This window comes from Kitasatospora sp. NPDC057940, from assembly GCF_042887425.1.
Taxonomy (GTDB): domain Bacteria; phylum Actinomycetota; class Actinomycetes; order Streptomycetales; family Streptomycetaceae; genus Kitasatospora.
The window spans coordinates 253,786-271,008 of record NZ_JBHVPH010000006.1 but is presented as its reverse complement, the minus strand read 5'-3'; the positions used below and the strand labels follow the sequence as shown (position 1 = coordinate 271,008).

The following is a 17,223-nucleotide window of genomic DNA, read 5'->3' as shown; positions in this document are numbered from 1 at the left end:
CCGCACCCCCGCCGCGGACGATGATCATCTCACCGAGCTTTCGGGACAAGGAAACTGAGGAGAGATCATGACCACGGCGAACAAGCGAACGATCGGCCGACGCGGGCTGATCGCGGTGACGGTGGCGGCCGCCGGCACCGCCCTGCTGGCCCCGGTGGCCTCCGCCGCCCCTGCGGTGGACGGCCAACGGAGCACGGTGGTCCGCGCGTTGGAGCGGTCCGCGCACCCGCTGCGGTCGACCGAGCCCGGCGGCAGCACCAGCGACCTGCGGGCGCTCGGCGCGATGGTCGGGGACGCCAAGGTGGTGGGCCTCGGCGAGGCCACGCACGGCTCGCACGAGTTCTTCACCATGAAGCAGCGGGTCTTCCGCTACCTGGTCCAGGAGAAGGGCTTCACCACCTTCGCCCTGGAGATGAGCTGGTCGGCGGGCCTGAAGATCGACAAGTTCCTCCAGGACGGCAAGGGCGACGCCCGGCAGATCGTCAAGGAGGAGCTGGGCCAATCACCCTGGGAACGCCAGGAGTTCGTCGACCTGATCAGCTGGATGCGCGAGTACAACCGCCAACACCCGGAGCGCCCGGTCCACTTCATGGGTGACGACGTCGGCGCCCCCAAGCTCGGCGAGGAGGTCTTCGCCCGGGTCGACGCCTACCTGCGCAAGGCCGACCCCGCGGCCCTGGCGCGCGTGGACGGGCTGTACGCGGGCCTGCGCCCGCTCGACGACACCGTCGCCTACCTGAAGCGGCCGGTGGCCGAGCGGAAGGAGAACGCCGCCAAGGCGCAGCAGGCGCTGGACCTGGTCACCGCCGCCAAGGGCAAGGGCGGCGAGGAGTACGACTGGGCCGTGCAGCACGCCCGCATCATCGCCCAGACCTTCGCCTTCGCCACCTTCGAACTCACCGACAAGGCCTCGGTGAACGCCGCGGAGGTCGTCCGCGACCGGGCCATGGCCGACAACACCGCGTGGTGGCAGCGCCACACCGGCGACCGGATGCTGCTCTCCGCCCACAACGGGCACGTCGGCTACCTGGCCAGCGATCCCGAGATGTACCCCAAGACGCAGGGCTCGATCCTGCGCGACACCTTCGGCCCGGAGTACATGAACATCGGGTTCACCTTCGACCGGGGCTCCTTCCTCACCATGGGCGCCGCCCTCGACACCAATTGGGAGAAGAACACCGTGCCCGCGGCCACGCCCGGGATGAACGAGTACACCCTGGACCAGGTCCGCGGCCAGGACTACTACGTCGACCTGCGCACCGCCCCGCGCGTGGCCCGCGACTGGCTGGACACCGCCCGACCCGTCTACGAGGCCGGGTCCACGTTCACGAAGGACCCGCTGCCCTCCGTCGCCCTCGGGCGGGCCCACGACGTCCTCGTCCACCTCCACCAGGTCCACGAGGCCACGAAGCTCTGACCGGGCTCCGGCCCCGCCTCGAGCCGGCGGCCCGGCCTCAGCCGGGCGGGGCCGCCGTCTCGGGGAACGCCCGGTCCAGCAGCGCGCCCAGGGCGGCCCGGTCCGGGCCGGAGAGCTGTTCCAGCGCGGTCAGGCCGGACATCAGGTCGGCCCGGATCAGCCGGACGGTCTGCTCGCCCCGGTCGGTCAGGGCGATGCTCTTGATCCGGCGGTCGGCGGGGTCGGGCTCGCGGCGGACCAGGTCGCGGCCCTCCAGCCGGTCGACGATGCCGGTGACGTTGGAGGCGTCGCAGGACAGCAGTCCGGCGAGGGAGCGCATGGAGCGCGGCCGGGTGAGCAGGCTGAGGGTCTTGCCCTGCATCAGGGTCAGCCCGTGCCCGGCCGCGGCGGAGGCGAAGTGGCGGTAGTAGGCCGCGGCCACCCGGGCGAGCTGATCCATCAGCTCGCCCGGCGTGGCCGGTGGGTCCGGGTGGGGGTTCTGGTGCACGGTTCGAGCATAGGCACATTGCTTGACACCCTCAACCATTGAGGTTTACCGTCCAAGAATGCTTGAGGTCATAAACCATCGACGACCTCAAGCCAGCTGGAAGGACCGCGAGACCCTCATGAACCACACCCCCGCCGCCACTCCGGACGCCGCTCCCGAAGCCACGCCGGAAGCCGCCCCGGAGACCGCCGCCGCCACGGTCACCCGCCTGCGCGCCGCCTTCGACACCGGCCGGACCAAGCCGCTCGCCTGGCGCCAGGCCCAGCTGGCAGCACTGCGCTCGCTGCTCACCGAGCAGTCCGAGGCGTTCCTCCAGGCCCTGCACGAGGACCTCGGCAAGAGCACCGCCGAGGCCTACCGCACCGAGATCGGCTTCACGCTCAACGAGCTCGACCACACCGTCGCCCACCTGGAGCAGTGGCTGCGGCCGAAGCCCGCCGCCGTGCCCGAGTTCTTCCAGCCCGCCGCGGCCCGCGTGGTGCGCGACCCGCTCGGCGTGGTCCTGATCATCGCGCCCTGGAACTACCCGCTCCAGCTCGCCCTGTCCCCGCTGGTCGGCGCACTGGCCGCCGGGAACGCGGCCGTCCTCAAGCCCAGCGAGCTCGCCCCCGCGACCTCCGCCGCGCTCGCCCGGCTGCTCCCGCGCTACCTCGACCCGGCGGCCGTCGCGGTCGTCGAGGGCGCCGTCCCGGAGACCACCGCGCTGCTGGAGCAGCGCTTCGACCACATCTTCTACACCGGCAACGGCGCCGTCGGCCGGATCGTCATGGCGGCCGCCGCCCGGCACCTGACCCCGGTCACCCTGGAACTCGGCGGCAAGAGCCCGGTGGTGGTCGAACCCGGCGTCGACCTCGCGGTCACCGCCCGGCGGATCGCCCGGGGCAAGTTCCTCAACGCCGGCCAGACCTGCGTCGCCCCCGACTACGTCCTCGCCATCGGCGAGAGCGCGCCCGCGCTGGAGGCACACCTCGCCGACGCCGTCCGGGAGCTGTACGGCGACGACCCGGCGACCGGCGGCGAGTACGGCCGGATCGTCAACGAGCGCCACTTCGACCGGCTCACCGCGCTGCTCGGCGACGGTCGGACCGTCACCGGCGGCACCCACGACCGCGCCGACCGCTACCTCGCGCCGACCGTCCTCGCCGACGTCTCCCCCGAGGCCCCCGTGATGCGGGCGGAGATCTTCGGCCCGATCCTCCCCGTCGTCGCCGTGCCCGACCTCGACGCGGCGATCGCCTTCATCAACGAGCGCGACAAGCCGCTCGCCCTCTACGCCTTCACCGAGTCCGCGCACACCAAGCAGCGGCTGACCGAGGAGACCTCCTCCGGCGCGCTCTCCTTCGGACTGCCGGTCTCCCACCTCGCCATGCCCGAGCTGCCGTTCGGCGGGGTCGGCGAGAGCGGCATGGGCCGCTACCACGGCGAGTACTCCCTCGACACCTTCAGCCACGCCAAGGCCGTCGTCGACAAGCCGCTCGCCTGACCGCTCCCCCTCGTCCGACCGTTCCGCCCCTCGTCCGACCGTTCCGCCCCTCCCCGCCACCCCGACACCGAGCGAGCACCCTCATGACCACCATCGACCACGGCGCCGCCGTCGCCGCGGAGACCGCCCGGCTCGTCGCCGCCCTCCAGGACGCCGACCCGGCCACCCCGGTGCCCACCTGCCCCGGCTGGACACTGACCGACCTCACCCGCCACACCGGCAGCGTGCAGCGCTGGTTCACCGTCCTGCTCCGGCAGCGGATCCAGCAGCCGCCCCGCAGCCGCGAGGTCGACCTGCGGCTGCCCGCCGGGCCGGACGGCTACCCCGCCTGGCTGGCACAGGCCGCGGCCGAGGCCGGCGCCGCGTTCGCGGAGACCGACCTCGACGCCCCGATGTGGGCCTGGGGCGCCGACCAGCACGCCCGCTTCTGGGTACGGCGGATGCTGTTCGAGACCCTGGTGCACCGCGCCGACGCGGAACTCGCCCTCGGGCGCACCCCGGTGATCGACCCGGAGCTGGCCGCCGACGGGGTGTCCGAATTCCTCACCAACCTGCCCCACGCCGCCTTCTTCGCCCCGGGGACCGCCGAGCTGCGCGGCGCGGACCGCACCATCCGCTTCACCCGCACCGACGGCAACGCCACCGCCGCGGACGGCGACTGGCTGATCCGCCTGCGGCCCGACGGCTTCGGGCTCGACGACCTCGGGCCCGACGCGGACGGCCCGGGCCCGGAGGCCGACGCGACCGTCCGGGCGAGCGCCGCCGATCTGCTGCTGCTCCTGTACGGCCGCCTCGACCTGGCCTCCGCCCGGCTCGACGTGCGCGGGGACGAGGAGCTGCTCGCGCACTGGTGCGCCAACTCGACGTTCTGACCCGCTCCCGCAGAGCCATCCGTCCACGGAGTGTCCAATGGTTGTCCAACAGACGAAACATCCCACCTTTCGAGCGGCAGTGTGCCTATCATCCCGTGGTCCCCCGTCACCCATCCGGAGTTACCCACGCATGCCCACCCAAAAGCCCGCAGACGCCCCCAGGCCGCACCCGCTGCACGCCCTGCGAGCCTCCGTCTTCGCCGTCGGCGCGCTGCTCCTGCTGGCCGGAATCGGCATGGTGGTCCACCAGCCGCTGCTGATCCCGCCGGTGGCGGCCAGCGCCGCCCTGGTGCACGGCGCCCCCGGGCTTCCGATCTCCCAGCCGCGCAACGTCGTCGGCGGCCAGCTGCTGTCCGCCCTGATCGGCTATGCCACCCTCGCGGTCACCGGCAGCACCGCCTGGGGAGCCGCGATAGCCGCCGGTCTCGCGCTGGGCGCGATGATGCTCACCCACCTCTCCCACTCCCCGGCCGTCGCGAGCGCCGTGGTCGTGGTGCTCCAGGCCCCGCCCGCACTGCCGTTCCTGCCGCTGCTGGTCCTCTCGACCGGCATCCTGGTGGCGATCGGTCTCCTCCCCGGCCGGATCGGCGGGCACCCAGTCCGCTACCCGGTCTCCTGGTGAGCGCACCCGCCCCCGGCGAGCACCGAGCCCCCCTGTGAGCCGCGACGGCCGGGTCACCCGATCGGATGGCCCGGCCGTCCGCGTTGTCGTCGTCGTGGCCGAAGGACGCCGGGTCCGGCCCGGAACCACCGGGACCAGGGGCGCGAGCCGGGCTCAGTCGGCCGCCGGGCGGTCGAGGAAGTGCCGGAGCCCCTCCCGCACCCCGTCCGTCGGCACGGTGGCCGCGAAGCAGGCCGCCTCGACGGCGAGGCCCTCGTCGATCGGCAGGTTGACGCCGCGGGTGACGGCCCGCAGGCAGGCGGACACCGCGGTCGGCGCGTGCCGGATGATCCGGTCGACCAGGCCCCGTGCCGCGTCGAGCAGTTCACCGGCCGGGACGACGGCGTTGACCAGTCCGATCTCGGCGGCACGGGCGGCCGGGATCGGGTCCCCGGTCAGGATCAGCTCCAGGGCGCGCTTGCGTCCGACGTGCCGCGGCAGCCGCTGGGAGCCGCCGAACGGCGGCGGGAAGCCGAGCGAGATCTCCGGCTTGGCGAAGGTCGCGTGCTCCGCGGCGACGGCCAGCGGGGCGGCCTCGGTGAGCTCGCACCCTCCCCCGTAGGCGAGGCCGTTGACGGCGACGACGATCGGCTTCGGGAACTCCTCGATCCGCCGGGTCAGCGCGTGGCCGCGCCGGACGACCTCGCGCAGCGCCCGCTCGGGCCCGCCCGCGATGCTCCCGGCCAGCGACGGGATGTCGGCACCCGCGCTGAACGCCCGCTGCCCGGCGCCGGTCAGCACGACCGCTCGGACGGTGTCGTCGGCGTCGACGCGGTCGAGTTCGGCGAGCAGCGCGTCGATGGTCGGGTAGTCGAGCGCGTTGAGCTTGTGCTCCCGGTCGATGGTCAGGGTGACGACGTGCTGGTCCCGCTCGCTGCGGACGGTCATGCCGGGTGCTCCGTTTCGCCTGGGCACGGACGCCCGCAACCCGGCGGACGCCCGCGCGGTGGCGGACGCCCCCACGGCGCCCGCCCGGTTGCGGACGGCACCGAGGCTAGGAACAACCCTCCAGGACAATCCAGTTATTGTCCTGGATACACCCTGGACGCCCAACGCCCCACGACGGCAGGTGCCGCATGCGACCGCCCTCCTACAAGGCCATCGTCGACGAGTTCGCGGCGGCCATCCGCTCCGGCGCGCTCCCGGCCGGCACCCGGCTGCCGACCCACCGGGTGCTCGCCCGCGAGCGGCGGATCGCCCTGGCCACCGCCACCCGCGTCTACACCGAACTCGCCGCCGCCGGGCTGGTGGTGGGGGAACAGGGCCGGGGCACCTTCGTCCGGACGCGCTCCGGCTACGACGGGATCGAGCCCTCCCGCGCGCTCCCGGTGCCCCGGGTCGCGGACCTGTCGTTCAACCAGCCGCTGGCCCCCGGGCAGGGGGACCTGCTCCGGCAGGCCCTGCGCACACTGGCCTCCTCCGGCGACGCCGAGGCGCTGCTGCGCCAGCACCCGCCAGGCGGCCACCGGCACGACCGGGCGGTGGTGGCCGGGTACCTGCTGGGGCGCGGCGTCGACACCGCCCCGGAGAACGTCCTGCTGACCAGCGGGGCGCAGCAGGCGCTCGACTGCGTGCTGCGCACGCTCACCCGGCCCGGCGACGTCCTCGCCGTCGACGCGCTCAGCTACCCGGGGGTGAAGCTGCTCGCCGCCGCCCACGGCCTCGACCTGGCGCCCGTCCCGGTCACCGCGACGGGACCGGACCTCGACGCGCTGGAGTGGCTGTGCCGCGCCCGGCCGGTCCGCGCGGTGTACACCATGCCCACCGTCCACAACCCGCTCGGCTGGGTGCTCGACCGGGCGCAGCGCGACCGGCTGGCCGCCATCGCCACCGCCCGCGGCTGCACGCTGATCGAGGACGGCACGTACGCCTTCCTGGAGGCCTCGCCGCCCCCGCCGCTGCACGCACTGGCGCCCGAACACACCTGCTACGTCGCCGGGTTGTCCAAGAACGTGGCCCCGGGCCTGCGGTTCGGCTTCGCCGTGCTGCCCGGGCGCCTGCTGCGGGCCGCGACCAGCAGCCTGCGCGCCGCGGCCTGGGGTGCGCCCGGGCTGGTGACGGCGCTGGCCACCGGCTGGCTCGCGGACGGCACGGTCGCCCGGCTGGAGCGGCATCGCCGCGCGGACGCCACCGCCCGCCAGCGCGTCGCCGCCACCGCCCTGGCCGGCCTGGACGTCACGGCGCACCCGGCCTCGTACCTGGTGTGGCTCGGCCTGGCGGAGCACCAGCGGCCCGACCAGGTCGCCGCCGTCCTCGCGGGTGAGGGGATCCTGGTGTCCACGGCGGACGCCTTCGCCACCGGCCCGCACCACCCCCGGGCCGTCCGGCTGGCGCTGGCCACGCCGCCGCTGGACGCGTTGGCGGGCGTGCTGGGGCGACTGCGCACGGCCGTCGAGGCGATCCCGCCGTGAGGCCTCTCGCGGCGCACGGCCCGCCTGCCCGCAGGCCTGCCTGCCTGCCGTGGGGGCCGACCCGCCGCACGCGCAGCACCAACCGCACGAGAAGTCGGCCCGCCCGACGTCCTGCTCCGACGTCCTGCTGCGGTGCCCTACTCCGCGGCCCTACTCCCCCGCGCGGCCCGGGTGAACCGCGCCCCCCACTCCTCGACGAGGTCGAGCAGTTCGGGCGGGCCGAGGACGCGGAAGTCCGCGCCCAGCGAGCCGAGCGCCATGGCCGGCCAGTCCAGGGAGTCGGCGGTCATCTCCAGGCGGCAGCGCCCGGCGTCGACCTCCTCGACGGTGCCCCACCGGCCGACCCGTGCGCGGACGGTCGCGGCCGGGGCGTCCACCAGCGCCGCCACCCGGTACGGGCGCGGCACGCCGTTGAGACCGGCCCGGACGAACTCGGCGGCGTCGGCGGCGGGCAGCGAACGGGGCCCGAACCGGACGCCGCCGCCCTGCGGCGCGCTCAGCCGGTCGAGCCGGAAGGTGCGCCAGTCCTGCCGGTCGAGGTCGTAGGCGACCAGGTACCAGCGGCGGTGCAGGCAGACCAGCCGGTGCGGTTCGACCTGGCGTTCGGCGTGCCGGCCGTCGGCGGCGGTGTAGGAGAAGCGCAGCCGCTCGGTGTCCCGGCAGGCCAGCGCGACCACGGTGAGCCGGTCCGGGTCGACGCCCGGCCCGGCCGTGGCGCCCCCGCCGACGGGGACGGTCACCGCGCGCAGCGCCTCGACCCGGTGCCGCAGCCGGGCGGGCATCACCTGCACCACCTTGGCCAGCACCCGCACCGAGGCCTCGGCGATGCCCTCCACCGGGCTCTCCGCCGCGGCCTGGAGGCCCACGGCCAGGGCGACCGCCTCCTCGTCGTCGATCACCAGCGGGGGCAGCGCGGCGCCCGCGGCGAGTTGGTAGCCGCCGTCGACGCCGCGCTGCGCCTCCACGGGGTAGCCGAGTTCGCGCAGTCGGTCGATGTCACGGCGCAGGGTGCGGATCGACACCCCGAGCCGGTCGGCCAGTTCCTCGCCGGGCCAGTAACGGTGGGTCTGGAGCAGGGAGAGCAGTCGCAGCGTCCGGGTGCTGGTGTTCGCCATGACTCCGATCATCCCGGAATTCAGGCCAGAAAGTGGCCGCTATCGCGTTTAGCGTGGAGCTTGTCCGAAGGAGCAGGAACCGAACGGAAGGCCATCACCATGACCAGCACCGCGACCCCGAACAACAGCACCGCCACCGGCGAGCGCGCCGACCTGCTGGCGGCCCTGGCCAAGCAGCGGCACTTCCTGCGCTTCACCACCCGCGACCTCACCGACGAGCAGGCCGGCCTGCGGACCACCGCCAGCGCACTGTGTCTGGGCGGCCTGATCAAGCACGTGAGCGCGGTCGAGCGGTTCTGGGTGGGCTTCATCGTGGAGGGCCCGTCCGCGATGCCTGACTTCAGCAGCTTCACCGAGGCCGACTTCGCCCGCCGCGCGGACGAGTTCCGGCTGCTGCCCGGCGAGACGCTGGCCGGCGTCCTGGCCGAGTACGCCGAGGTGGCCCGCCGCACCGACGACCTGGTCGCCGCCCTCCCCGACCTGGGCGCCACCCAGCCGCTGCCGAAGGCCCCCTGGTTCGAGGCCGGCGCCGAGTGGTCGGCCCGCCGGGTGCTGATGCACATCGTCGCCGAGACCGCCCAGCACGCGGGCCACGCCGACATCATCCGCGAGGCCCTGGACGGCGCGAAGAGCATGGGCTGACGCCGGTCAACGACCCCCGGCGCCCGGGGCCTGTCCGGCGGATCCGTCGGACAGGCCCCGGGCCGCCCCTCCCCCTCCCCCTCCCCCTCGGCCGGTGGCCGGGGGCGGGGCGGGTCAGTCCCGGCCGACGAAGGTGAACCCGGCCCCGGCGACCGCGCCACGGAGCACGGCGTCGTCGAGCGGTTGCGCGGACGCCACGGTGACGAGGCCGGTCGGCGCGTCGGCGCTGACCCCGGTGACGCCGGGGAGGGCGGCCAGCCCGGCGCTGACCGTCTTCTCGCAGTGGCCGCAGCTCATGCCGTCGACGGTGAGGACGGTGGTGATGGACATGGCGGTGCCTCCGGTGAGGTGGAGTGGGGTGGGGAAGCCCGGCCGGGTCCGCTCGGACGCGGCCGGTGATCAACGTGCACCACGACAGCGGAAAGCGCCGCCGACGCCGAGGGACACGCCGCACGGGTGGCACCTTCGAGTGGTTCCGGGAACCGATCGGGCCGCGCGGCCGACGGGCCGTCACCGACCGACTGAACCGATGGTCCGCTTTCGCCCGTTCCTCCCCATAACGCCCTTCGTTTCCGCGACCGAACCCCGTCCGAACCCGTCTGAACCTGTCCGAACCCGCCTGAACGCCGCCTAGACTCGTCTGATCCCGACCGAACCCGCCCAGGAGCCCTTCACCGTCATGCCCACCCCGACGCCCCACACCTCCATACCCGGCGGGTCCACCGGACCCGACCCGACCACCGGAGCGAGGGCGCGCCTCGCAGCCGGGGGCAGCCGATGAAGAGGTTCACCGGATTCCGGCGTCTGCGGCTCTGGCACGGCGCGCTCGCCCTGGTGGTGGCCGGCGCCGTGACCGCCGGCCTGCTGTGGTGGCACCCGTGGGCCCCGGGCGACGGGCAGAAGCCGATGGAGTTCACCACGGCCGCCGGAGACTCGCCCCGCTTCGGCACCGGCGAGCACCTGTACCGCTACAAGGTGCGGGCGGAGAACGGGATCGCCGAGAGCCCCGGGCAGTTCGCCGCCGAGGTCGACGCCGTCCTCGGGAACGTCCAGTACGGCTGGGCCGCCGGTGGCACCGCCTCCTTCCAGCGCATGCCCGCCGACCCGGTGGACTTCACCGTCTACCTGGCCACCCCCAAGACCACCGACCGGATATGCGGCCAGTACGGCCTGGACACCGGCGGCACGGTGAACTGCGGCGTGGGCCACCAGGTCGTCATCAACCTCAAGCGCTGGACGGAGCTGTCGGAGTTCTACGTCGGCAAGCCCGAGCTCTACCACGCGCTCGCCGTCAACCACGAGGTCGGCCACATCCTCGGCAACGGCCACGTCGACTGCCCGGGCCCGGGCGCGCCGGCACCGGTGATGATGCAGCAGATCAAGGGCCTGCACGGCTGCGTCCCGAACGGCTGGCCCTACTCCGACACCGGCACCCTGCTCACCGGCCCGCCCGTCCAGGCCCCCACCTCCGCCCCCTGACGGGCCCGCCCCCTCCCGACCGCCCGGCAACCCCCGGCCTCCCGACCGCCCACTCAGGACCAGGCGGCCGGCAGCGGACGGGCGTGCAGCACGTCCAGCCGGGACACCGCCCGGGTCACGACCACGTAGAGGCGGTGCAGGCCGCGCGGTTCGGCCTCGACGATGGCGGCGGGCTCCAGCACGATCACATGGTCGTACTCAAGTCCCTTGACCAGCGAGGCCGGTAGCACCGTGACCCGTGCCGGGGTACCGACCTCCGCCGCCGACGCGGCCGCGACCCCGGCCTCCCGCAGCGCCGCGGCGGCCCCGGCGGCCTCCGCATCCGCGGCGATGACCGCGATCGATCCCTCCCGCTCCAGCGCGCCGCACACCGCCTCCACCAACGCCCGCCCCGGGTCGGCAACATGACGCACTGTCAGTTCACCGCCCTGGCGCAGCGAGCGGGCCGGCGGGACGCCCACGTCCAGCACGGCGAGCAGCCGGTTGGCCAGGGCCAGGACGGCCGCCGGCACCCGGAAGCCGGTGGTCAGCGGGACGACGGCCGTCTGCGGCTTGCCCAGGTGGGCCAGTTGCTCGGGCCAGCTGCGCGCCGACCATGGCGCGGTCGCCTGCGCCAGGTCGCCGAGAACGGTGAGCGAACCGAAGGCACTGCGGCGGGCGATCGCCCGGCACTGCATCGGCGAGAGGTCCTGCGCCTCGTCGACCACCACGTGGCCGAAGCCGGCCGGCCGCTCGATCAGCCCGGCCACCTCGTCGAGCAACAGCAGGTCGCGCCCGGACCAGCGCGCGCTCCTCGGCGAGCGCGGCGGCCGGTGCCAGCGGATCGCCGCCTGCTCGGCCGGGGCGAGCAGGCCGTCGGCGGCTGCGGCCAGGACGGCGGGGTCGCCGAGCAGGGCCGCCAGCACCGCCTCCGGGCGCAGCGCGGGCCACGCCGCGTCGAGGAAGGCCGCCACCGGCCGGCCGCGGCCGACCCTCGCCCGCCAGGCTCCGCCCTTGATCCCGGACCGCCGTTCGGCCCGGTCCTGGAGTGCGGCCACCACCCGGGTGCGGAGGTTCTCCCGGCCGATCGCGTACGGCGCGTCCTGCTCGCGCAGTTCGGCGACCATCCGGTCCAGTTCGTCCGCCGGGACGCGCCAGCGGTAGGAGCCGTCCGGCACGACCAGCGCCTCGGAGCCGGTCGCGCCGACCCGCCCGTACAGCGCCCGACGCAGCACGGCCGCCATCCGGGCGTCCTGCTTGACCACGGCGGCCCGCTCGTCGTCCTGCGCCTGGACGGGGTGCATGGCCACCAGGTCCTCGACGGTGCACTGGGCGATGTCGATCTCGCCGAGCGCGGGCAGGACTTCGGCGATGTAGCGCAGGAAGGTCGGGTTCGGGCCGACGACCAGCAGGCCTCCGCGCTGGATCCGCTGCGGGAAGGTGTAGATCAGGTAGGCGGCGCGGTGCAGGCCGACGGCGGTCTTGCCGCTGCCCGGCGCGCCCTGGACGCACACCGACTCGGCCGGCCCGCCGCGCACCAGCGCGTCCTGTTCGGGCTGGATGGTGGCGACGATGTCACGCATCGGCCCGGTCCGGGGGCGTTCGATCTCGGCGGCCAGGATGCCGCCGGCGCCTCGCCGCCCGCCCTGCGCCCCGGCGCGGTCCAGGTGCTCGTCCTCCAGGCCGGTGAGGTCCTCGGGCGCGCCGGGGCTCGACGGCGCCCAGCCGAAGCGCCGTCGCCTCGCGAGGCCGAGCGGCCGGTCGGCGCTCGCCTGGTAGAACGCCCGGGAGACCGGGGCCCGCCAGTCGATCACCAGCGGCGGCGCGGCCGGGTCGGCCGAGATCCGGCGGCGGCCCACGTAGTAGCGCTGGCGCCGATGGTCGCCGGTCTCCGGGGCGTCGTCGAAGTCGAGCCGGCCGAAGAACGCCGGGCTCTGCGGCAGTTCCCGCATCCGCCGGGCCCGGGTCCGCAGGTAGCGGCCGAGGGCCTCCGCACTGGCACCGTCGCCGGAGACGTCCTCCGCGGCGACGACCTGGTGGTCGGCGTCCTCGACCTGCCGGGCCAGTGCCGCCCGACAGGCCTCGACATGGGCCCGTTCGCCTTCCAGTTCCCCGCCGGGACCGGCTGCCTTCCGCTCGCCGTCCGCGCGCCGGAGGTCTCCCGCCATCGCCGCACCCCTTCCCCGCCACTGCCACCTGTCCGGCCATGCCGTGCGCCCGCAGCACGGGCGTACGGAGCAGCATAACTGAACTCAGTTAAGAGAATGACTTAGTTGTGTTTTGGGCGGAGCCGGGGACCGGCGGGCGCCCGAAGCCTCCCCGACCGCCCCTCCTACCAGCGCCGACGTCGCTCCCGGTGCTCATCCGCACGTCCCGGAGCACGGATAATCCTGTATCGGACCAGGTCGTGGTCCTGATCGTGCTCATGGAGGAACAGCGTTGAACGGTATGCCCGCCGGAGAGAACCTCGACTACCGGCTGCTGCTGGATGCCGCGGCGGCGGCCGCGCGGGCGACCGGCGACCAAGGGCATGTCGCCGACTACATCCCGGCCCTCGCCACGGTCGACCCGGACGCCTTCGGCATGGCGGTGGCCACCGTCGACGGCGAGCTGTACGGGGTCGGGGACTGGGAGCAGCCGTTCTCCGTCCAGAGCGTCTCGAAGCTGTTCACCCTGGCACTGGCCCTGGCCCACGGCGGGGACACGGTCTGGCGCGGGGTGGGGCGGGAGCCGTCCGGCAACCCCTTCAACTCGCTGGTGCAGCTGGAGAGCGAGCACGGCATCCCGCGCAACCCGTTCATCAACGCCGGCGCGCTCGTGGTGACCGACCGCCTGCAGACCATGACGGGCGACGCCGCCGGGGCGGTCCGCGAGTTCCTCCGCCGCGAGTCCGGCAACCCGCTGCTCGACACCGATCCGGTCGTGGCCGCGTCCGAGGCCGAGCACGGCCACCGCAACGCCGCCCTGGCCCACTTCATCGCCAGCCACGGCAATCTGGAGAACCCGGTCGAGACCGTCCTCGACCACTACTACGCGCACTGCGCGGTGTCCGCCAGCTGCCGGGACCTGGTCCTGGCCGGCTCCTTCCTGGCCCGCTACGGGGTGCGCACCGACGGCACCCGGCTGATGTCGCGCAGCGAGGCCAAGCGCGTCAACGCCGTCCTGCTCACCTGCGGCACCTACGACGCGGCGGGCGAGTTCGCCTTCCGGGTCGGGCTGCCGGGCAAGAGCGGCGTGGGCGGCGGCGTCCTCGCCATACTCCCCGGGCGGGCCGCGGTCTGCGCCTGGGGCCCCCGGCTGGACCAGGCCGGCAACTCGGTGGCCGCGGTCACCGCCCTGGACGCCCTGACCACCCTCTCCGGCTGCTCGATCTTCTGACCTCCCGACGGCCTCCCGACGGCCTCCCGGCAACCTCCCGACGGCCGCCCCGGGCGTTCCGCGGGCTCCGCGCGCCGCACCCGGCCGTCGCCTAACTCGTGGCGTCGATCCGGCCGTTGGGCACCGACCGGCCGGTCGTCCATGGCATGCTCCAGGCGGGGGCGCCGATCGTGCTGACGATCGGCCGGCCATGAGGAACACGACCAAGAGGAAAGTGGGGGTCCCGTCCCATGCGAACCGTCGTAGCAAGCTTGTTGGCCCTGGCCGGCGCGGCAGGGCTGGTGCTCAGTTCGTTCCAGCCCTGGTACGCCAAGAGCGATCCCAGGTCCGTACCGGTCGCCGACCTGTTCCGGGGCATGTCACCCACCCGCACCACGTCGACCGGCATGTCGATGTTCCTGCTCCTGGCCGTCGCCGCGGCGATCGCGGTGCTGGCGCTGCTGGTGCGCTCGCGCCCGGGCCTGCTCCTGGCCGCCGTGGTCGCGGTGGTCACCGGCGTGCTCTGGGTGTACCAGAAGGGGCGGGAGCTGAAGCCGCTCTCGCTCGGGATCGGCGATCTGGAGAACGGCTTCTGGAACGCCTGCGGCGGCGTCCTGGTGCTCCTCCTCGCACTGGCCGTGCTGCCGCCCAAACGCTCCTGAGCCTTCCCGCCTCCCGGCCCGGTCGCCCCCACGGCGGCCGGGCCGGAGTCGTTTCCGCCCCGAGGTAACACTCCCCATCACTCCCTAAAATTACCTTTGCTTCATTCCTCGCGGTAGTTTAAGGATAGATACCAACCTATCGAGCGAGTGGAGTACGGCATGGCCATCTACACCTCCGACGAGGGCGCCCGCGTCCTCGCCCGGGAGTACACCGCCCTCCTGGACCGCTGGCCCGTGCCCGCCGAACGGCTGCACGTCCCCACCCGCCAGGGTTCGACCTTCGTCCTGACCTGCGGCCCCGAGGACGCGCCGCCCCTGGTCCTGCTGCACGGCTCCGGGGCGAACACGGCGATGTGGGCGGACGACGTGGCGCTGTGGGCCCGGGACTTCCGCGTCCACGCCGTCGACGTGATCGGCGAGCCCGGTCTGAGCGCCCCCGTGCGCCCCGAACTGCACTCCGACGCGCACGCGCTGTGGCTGGACGACGTGCTGGACGCGCTGCGCGTCGAGCGCGCGGCCTTCGTGGGGACGTCGCTGGGCGGGCTGCTCGCCCTCGACTACGCCATCCGCCGACCGCAGCGGGTGGACCGGCTGGCGCTGCGCTGCCCCAGCGGGATCGGCCGCCAGAAGTGGGGCGTCCTGGTCGCCGCGCTGTTCCTGCTGCCGTTCGGGGAGTGGGGGCGGCGCACGATGCTGGGGCTGGCCCTGGGCCCCGCCCCCACCACCGCCCCGCCCACGACCGGGCAACGCGCCTTCGGCGAGTACGTGCTGCTCATCCACCAGCACTTCCGGCCGCGGCGGGAGAAGCTCCCGGTCGTCACCGACGACGACCTGGCGGGCCTGGAGATGCCGGTGCAGGTCACCATCGGTGGCCGCGACCGGCTCATCGACTCCCACGACACCCGCCGCCGGCTCCAGCGGGCCGCCCCCCGGGTCTCGGTCACCTTCCTCCCCGAGGTCGGCCACCTGCTCGGGGACCGGGCCCGGCCGGTCCTCGACTTCCTCCTCGCCCCGGAAGGCGGCCCGTCCCGGGCCTGAACGCGAGCGGCCCCGCGCTCCACCGCCCGGTCGGGGCGGGGAGCGCGGGGCCGTCGTACCGGGCCGGTTCGCACCGGGCCCGCACGAACCGGGTCAGGACCGCGCGGCGGACCTCACGGCGCGCGGATGACGGGCGGCGGCAGCGCCGGCAGGGCGGCGGCGCCCGCCACCGACGGCACCCCGGGCGGAGCGGCGGGGACGCTCGACGACCGGGTCGGGGATCGTCACGGGGATCCCGGTCGGGACGCGGGCGCCGGTGAGGCGGGCGAGTTCGTCGTCGTCGGAGTGGACGCGGGTGGCCGTGGGGGCGATCCCGGCGGTGGCCGCCAGCCGGGCCATCTGGCGGCGCTGGCTGGGCAGGACGAGGGTGACGACGGTGCCGGACTCGCCGGCCCGGGCGGTGCGCCCGCCCCGGTGGAGGTAGTCCTTGTGGTCGACCGGCGGGTCCAGGTTGACGACCAGGTCGAGGCCGTCCACGTGGATCCCCCGGGCGGCGACGTTGGTGGCGATCAGCGCGGTGACGTGGCCGGTGCGGAACTGCTCCAGGGTCCGGGTGCGCTGGGGCTGGGACTTGCCGCCGTGCAGGGCCGCGGCCTTGACCCCGTTGGCGAGCAGGTCCTCGACCAGCGCGTCGGCGCGGTCCCGGGTGTCGGTGAACATGATCACCCCGCCGTCCCGGGCGGCGATGCGGATGATCAGGGTGTTCTTGTCGTGGTTCTGCACATGCAGCACGTGGTGCTCCATGGTGGTGACCGCTCCGGCCGACGGATCCACCGAGTGGGTGACCGGGTCCTTGAGGAAGCGGCGCACCAGGCGGTCGACGTTGCGGTCCAGAGTTGCGGAGAAGAGCAGCGTCTGGCAGTCGGCGGAGACCTGGTCGAGCAGCTCGGTGACCTGCGGCAGGAAGCCGAGGTCGGCCATCTGGTCGGCCTCGTCCAGGACCGCGATGCCGACGTCGTCCAGTCGGCAGTGGCCGCGCTGGATCAGGTCCTTCAGCCGGCCGGGGGTGGCGACGACGACCTCGGCGCCCCGGTGCAGCACCTGGGACTGGCGGCCGATCGACATCCCGCCGACCACGGTCGCCATCCGCAGCCGCACGGAGTGCGCGTAGGGGGCGAGCGCCTCGGTGACCTGCTGCGCGAGCTCGCGGGTGGGGACCAGTACCAGGGCCAGCGGGCTGCCCGGCTCCGCCCTGCGGCCGGCGGCACGGGCGGCGGTGCGGGCCAGCACCGCGAGGCCGAAGGCGATGGTCTTGCCGGAGCCGGTACGGCCCCGGCCGAGCACGTCGCGGCCGGCCAGCGAGTTCGGCAGCGTGGTGGCCTGGATGGGGAACGGCGAGGTGACGCCCTGGCGGGTCAGCGTCTTCAACAGGGCCGCGGGCATGTCCAGTTCGTCGAACGATTCGACGGCGGGCAGGGCGGGGGTGGTGCTGACCGGGAGTTCGAACTCCTGCTGGGAGGAGCGGCCCTGGGCCCGGTTCGGGGCTCCGGTCCGGCGGTGCGGACTGCGGTGCGACGGGCGGTTCGAGCGGTTCATACGGAACCTTCCTCAGGACGGCACGTCGCGAGGAAGACTCCGCTGCACGGGCGCGCGGAGATCACAAGAAACGGGCCGGAGATG

16 protein-coding genes are annotated in these 17,223 nt (G+C 74.3%); 10 read left to right on the top strand and 6 right to left on the bottom strand.

Annotated features, from left to right (window positions below; all coding sequences use genetic code 11):
• Positions 1 to 67: 67 nt before the first annotated feature.
• Positions 68 to 1,417, top strand: a complete 1,350-nt coding sequence (locus tag ACFVTF_RS13250) for an erythromycin esterase family protein (RefSeq protein ID WP_387813037.1) — start codon at positions 68 to 70, stop codon at positions 1,415 to 1,417.
• Positions 1,418 to 1,454: 37 nt separating this feature from the next.
• Here ACFVTF_RS13250 and ACFVTF_RS13245 read toward each other — a convergent pair whose 3' ends face one another.
• Positions 1,455 to 1,904, bottom strand: coding sequence for a MarR family winged helix-turn-helix transcriptional regulator (locus tag ACFVTF_RS13245; protein ID WP_387813034.1), 450 nt, complete (start codon positions 1,902 to 1,904; stop codon positions 1,455 to 1,457).
• A 118-nt stretch (positions 1,905 to 2,022) separates the two neighbouring features.
• On the opposite strand from ACFVTF_RS13245, the gene ACFVTF_RS13240 reads away from it, so the two are divergent.
• The 3 genes from ACFVTF_RS13240 to ACFVTF_RS13230 all read left to right on the top strand — a co-directional run bounded on the left by ACFVTF_RS13240 (position 2,023) and on the right by ACFVTF_RS13230 (position 4,881).
• On the top strand, positions 2,023 to 3,387 hold the full coding sequence (locus tag ACFVTF_RS13240) for an aldehyde dehydrogenase family protein (RefSeq protein WP_387813197.1): 1,365 nt from the start codon (positions 2,023 to 2,025) through the stop codon (positions 3,385 to 3,387).
• 83 nt (positions 3,388 to 3,470) lie between these two features.
• Positions 3,471 to 4,259: a maleylpyruvate isomerase family mycothiol-dependent enzyme gene (locus ACFVTF_RS13235; protein WP_387813032.1), complete on the top strand. Its 789-nt coding sequence runs from the start codon at positions 3,471 to 3,473 to the stop codon at positions 4,257 to 4,259.
• A gap of 130 nt (positions 4,260 to 4,389) precedes the next feature.
• Complete coding sequence (locus ACFVTF_RS13230; protein ID WP_387813029.1) at positions 4,390 to 4,881, top strand: HPP family protein; 492 nt, start codon at positions 4,390 to 4,392, stop codon at positions 4,879 to 4,881.
• A 153-nt stretch (positions 4,882 to 5,034) separates the two neighbouring features.
• Here ACFVTF_RS13230 and ACFVTF_RS13225 read toward each other — a convergent pair whose 3' ends face one another.
• Positions 5,035 to 5,808, bottom strand: a complete 774-nt coding sequence (locus ACFVTF_RS13225) for an enoyl-CoA hydratase-related protein (protein WP_387813026.1) — start codon at positions 5,806 to 5,808, stop codon at positions 5,035 to 5,037.
• A gap of 188 nt (positions 5,809 to 5,996) precedes the next feature.
• On the opposite strand from ACFVTF_RS13225, the gene ACFVTF_RS13220 reads away from it, so the two are divergent.
• Positions 5,997 to 7,331 (top strand): PLP-dependent aminotransferase family protein, encoded by a 1,335-nt coding sequence (locus tag ACFVTF_RS13220; protein WP_387813023.1) that lies wholly within the window; start codon positions 5,997 to 5,999, stop codon positions 7,329 to 7,331.
• 137 nt (positions 7,332 to 7,468) lie between these two features.
• Here ACFVTF_RS13220 and ACFVTF_RS13215 read toward each other — a convergent pair whose 3' ends face one another.
• On the bottom strand, positions 7,469 to 8,446 hold the full coding sequence (locus ACFVTF_RS13215; RefSeq protein ID WP_387813020.1) for a helix-turn-helix transcriptional regulator: 978 nt from the start codon (positions 8,444 to 8,446) through the stop codon (positions 7,469 to 7,471).
• Between the two features lie 99 nt (positions 8,447 to 8,545).
• On the opposite strand from ACFVTF_RS13215, the gene ACFVTF_RS13210 reads away from it, so the two are divergent.
• On the top strand, positions 8,546 to 9,088 hold the full coding sequence (locus ACFVTF_RS13210) for a DinB family protein (protein WP_387813017.1): 543 nt from the start codon (positions 8,546 to 8,548) through the stop codon (positions 9,086 to 9,088).
• Positions 9,089 to 9,202: 114 nt separating this feature from the next.
• Here the strand turns inward: ACFVTF_RS13210 and ACFVTF_RS13205 are convergent, their stop codons facing one another.
• Positions 9,203 to 9,418 (bottom strand): heavy-metal-associated domain-containing protein, encoded by a 216-nt coding sequence (locus ACFVTF_RS13205; protein ID WP_387813014.1) that lies wholly within the window; start codon positions 9,416 to 9,418, stop codon positions 9,203 to 9,205.
• A 447-nt stretch (positions 9,419 to 9,865) separates the two neighbouring features.
• Here ACFVTF_RS13205 and ACFVTF_RS13200 point away from each other — a divergent pair, with 447 nt between their 5' ends.
• Positions 9,866 to 10,567: a DUF3152 domain-containing protein gene (locus ACFVTF_RS13200; protein ID WP_387813011.1), complete on the top strand. Its 702-nt coding sequence runs from the start codon at positions 9,866 to 9,868 to the stop codon at positions 10,565 to 10,567.
• A gap of 53 nt (positions 10,568 to 10,620) precedes the next feature.
• Here ACFVTF_RS13200 and ACFVTF_RS13195 read toward each other — a convergent pair whose 3' ends face one another.
• A complete protein-coding gene (locus tag ACFVTF_RS13195; RefSeq protein WP_387813008.1) occupies positions 10,621 to 12,714 on the bottom strand; it encodes a HelD family protein in 2,094 nt (697 codons plus the stop codon).
• Positions 12,715 to 12,994: 280 nt separating this feature from the next.
• Between ACFVTF_RS13195 and ACFVTF_RS13190 the strand changes: the two genes are divergently transcribed.
• The 3 genes from ACFVTF_RS13190 (at position 12,995) to ACFVTF_RS13180 (ending at position 15,603) form a co-directional block, all read left to right on the top strand.
• Positions 12,995 to 13,924 carry a glutaminase gene (locus tag ACFVTF_RS13190; protein WP_350884044.1) on the top strand — a complete coding sequence of 310 codons (930 nt, stop codon included), beginning with the start codon at positions 12,995 to 12,997 and terminating at the stop codon, positions 13,922 to 13,924.
• 230 nt (positions 13,925 to 14,154) lie between these two features.
• Complete coding sequence (locus ACFVTF_RS13185) at positions 14,155 to 14,565, top strand: hypothetical protein (protein WP_387813005.1); 411 nt, start codon at positions 14,155 to 14,157, stop codon at positions 14,563 to 14,565.
• 159 nt (positions 14,566 to 14,724) lie between these two features.
• Positions 14,725 to 15,603, top strand: a complete 879-nt coding sequence (locus ACFVTF_RS13180; RefSeq protein WP_387813002.1) for an alpha/beta fold hydrolase — start codon at positions 14,725 to 14,727, stop codon at positions 15,601 to 15,603.
• 93 nt (positions 15,604 to 15,696) lie between these two features.
• On the opposite strand, the gene ACFVTF_RS13175 is transcribed toward ACFVTF_RS13180, so the two are convergent.
• Positions 15,697 to 17,139 carry a DEAD/DEAH box helicase gene (locus ACFVTF_RS13175; protein WP_387812999.1) on the bottom strand — a complete coding sequence of 481 codons (1,443 nt, stop codon included), beginning with the start codon at positions 17,137 to 17,139 and terminating at the stop codon, positions 15,697 to 15,699.
• Between the last annotated feature and the right edge of the window lie 84 nt (positions 17,140 to 17,223).

Excerpts from the sequence above, each read along its gene's own strand:
- ACFVTF_RS13250 (WP_387813037.1), top strand. The coding sequence starts at position 68 with ATGACCACGGCGAACAAGCGAACGATCGGCCGACGCGGGCTGATCGCG.
- ACFVTF_RS13240 (WP_387813197.1), top strand. The coding sequence starts at position 2,023 with ATGAACCACACCCCCGCCGCCACTCCGGACGCCGCTCCCGAAGCCACG.
- ACFVTF_RS13235 (WP_387813032.1), top strand. The coding sequence starts at position 3,471 with ATGACCACCATCGACCACGGCGCCGCCGTCGCCGCGGAGACCGCCCGG.
- ACFVTF_RS13230 (WP_387813029.1), top strand. The coding sequence starts at position 4,390 with ATGCCCACCCAAAAGCCCGCAGACGCCCCCAGGCCGCACCCGCTGCAC.
- ACFVTF_RS13225 (WP_387813026.1), bottom strand. The coding sequence starts at position 5,808 with ATGACCGTCCGCAGCGAGCGGGACCAGCACGTCGTCACCCTGACCATC.
- ACFVTF_RS13220 (WP_387813023.1), top strand. The coding sequence starts at position 5,997 with ATGCGACCGCCCTCCTACAAGGCCATCGTCGACGAGTTCGCGGCGGCC.
- ACFVTF_RS13215 (WP_387813020.1), bottom strand. The coding sequence starts at position 8,446 with ATGGCGAACACCAGCACCCGGACGCTGCGACTGCTCTCCCTGCTCCAG.
- ACFVTF_RS13210 (WP_387813017.1), top strand. The coding sequence starts at position 8,546 with ATGACCAGCACCGCGACCCCGAACAACAGCACCGCCACCGGCGAGCGC.
- ACFVTF_RS13205 (WP_387813014.1), bottom strand. The coding sequence starts at position 9,418 with ATGTCCATCACCACCGTCCTCACCGTCGACGGCATGAGCTGCGGCCAC.
- ACFVTF_RS13200 (WP_387813011.1), top strand. The coding sequence starts at position 9,866 with ATGAAGAGGTTCACCGGATTCCGGCGTCTGCGGCTCTGGCACGGCGCG.
- ACFVTF_RS13195 (WP_387813008.1), bottom strand. The coding sequence starts at position 12,714 with ATGGCGGGAGACCTCCGGCGCGCGGACGGCGAGCGGAAGGCAGCCGGT.
- ACFVTF_RS13190 (WP_350884044.1), top strand. The coding sequence starts at position 12,995 with ATGCCCGCCGGAGAGAACCTCGACTACCGGCTGCTGCTGGATGCCGCG.
- ACFVTF_RS13185 (WP_387813005.1), top strand. The coding sequence starts at position 14,155 with ATGCGAACCGTCGTAGCAAGCTTGTTGGCCCTGGCCGGCGCGGCAGGG.
- ACFVTF_RS13180 (WP_387813002.1), top strand. The coding sequence starts at position 14,725 with ATGGCCATCTACACCTCCGACGAGGGCGCCCGCGTCCTCGCCCGGGAG.
- ACFVTF_RS13175 (WP_387812999.1), bottom strand. The coding sequence starts at position 17,139 with ATGAACCGCTCGAACCGCCCGTCGCACCGCAGTCCGCACCGCCGGACC.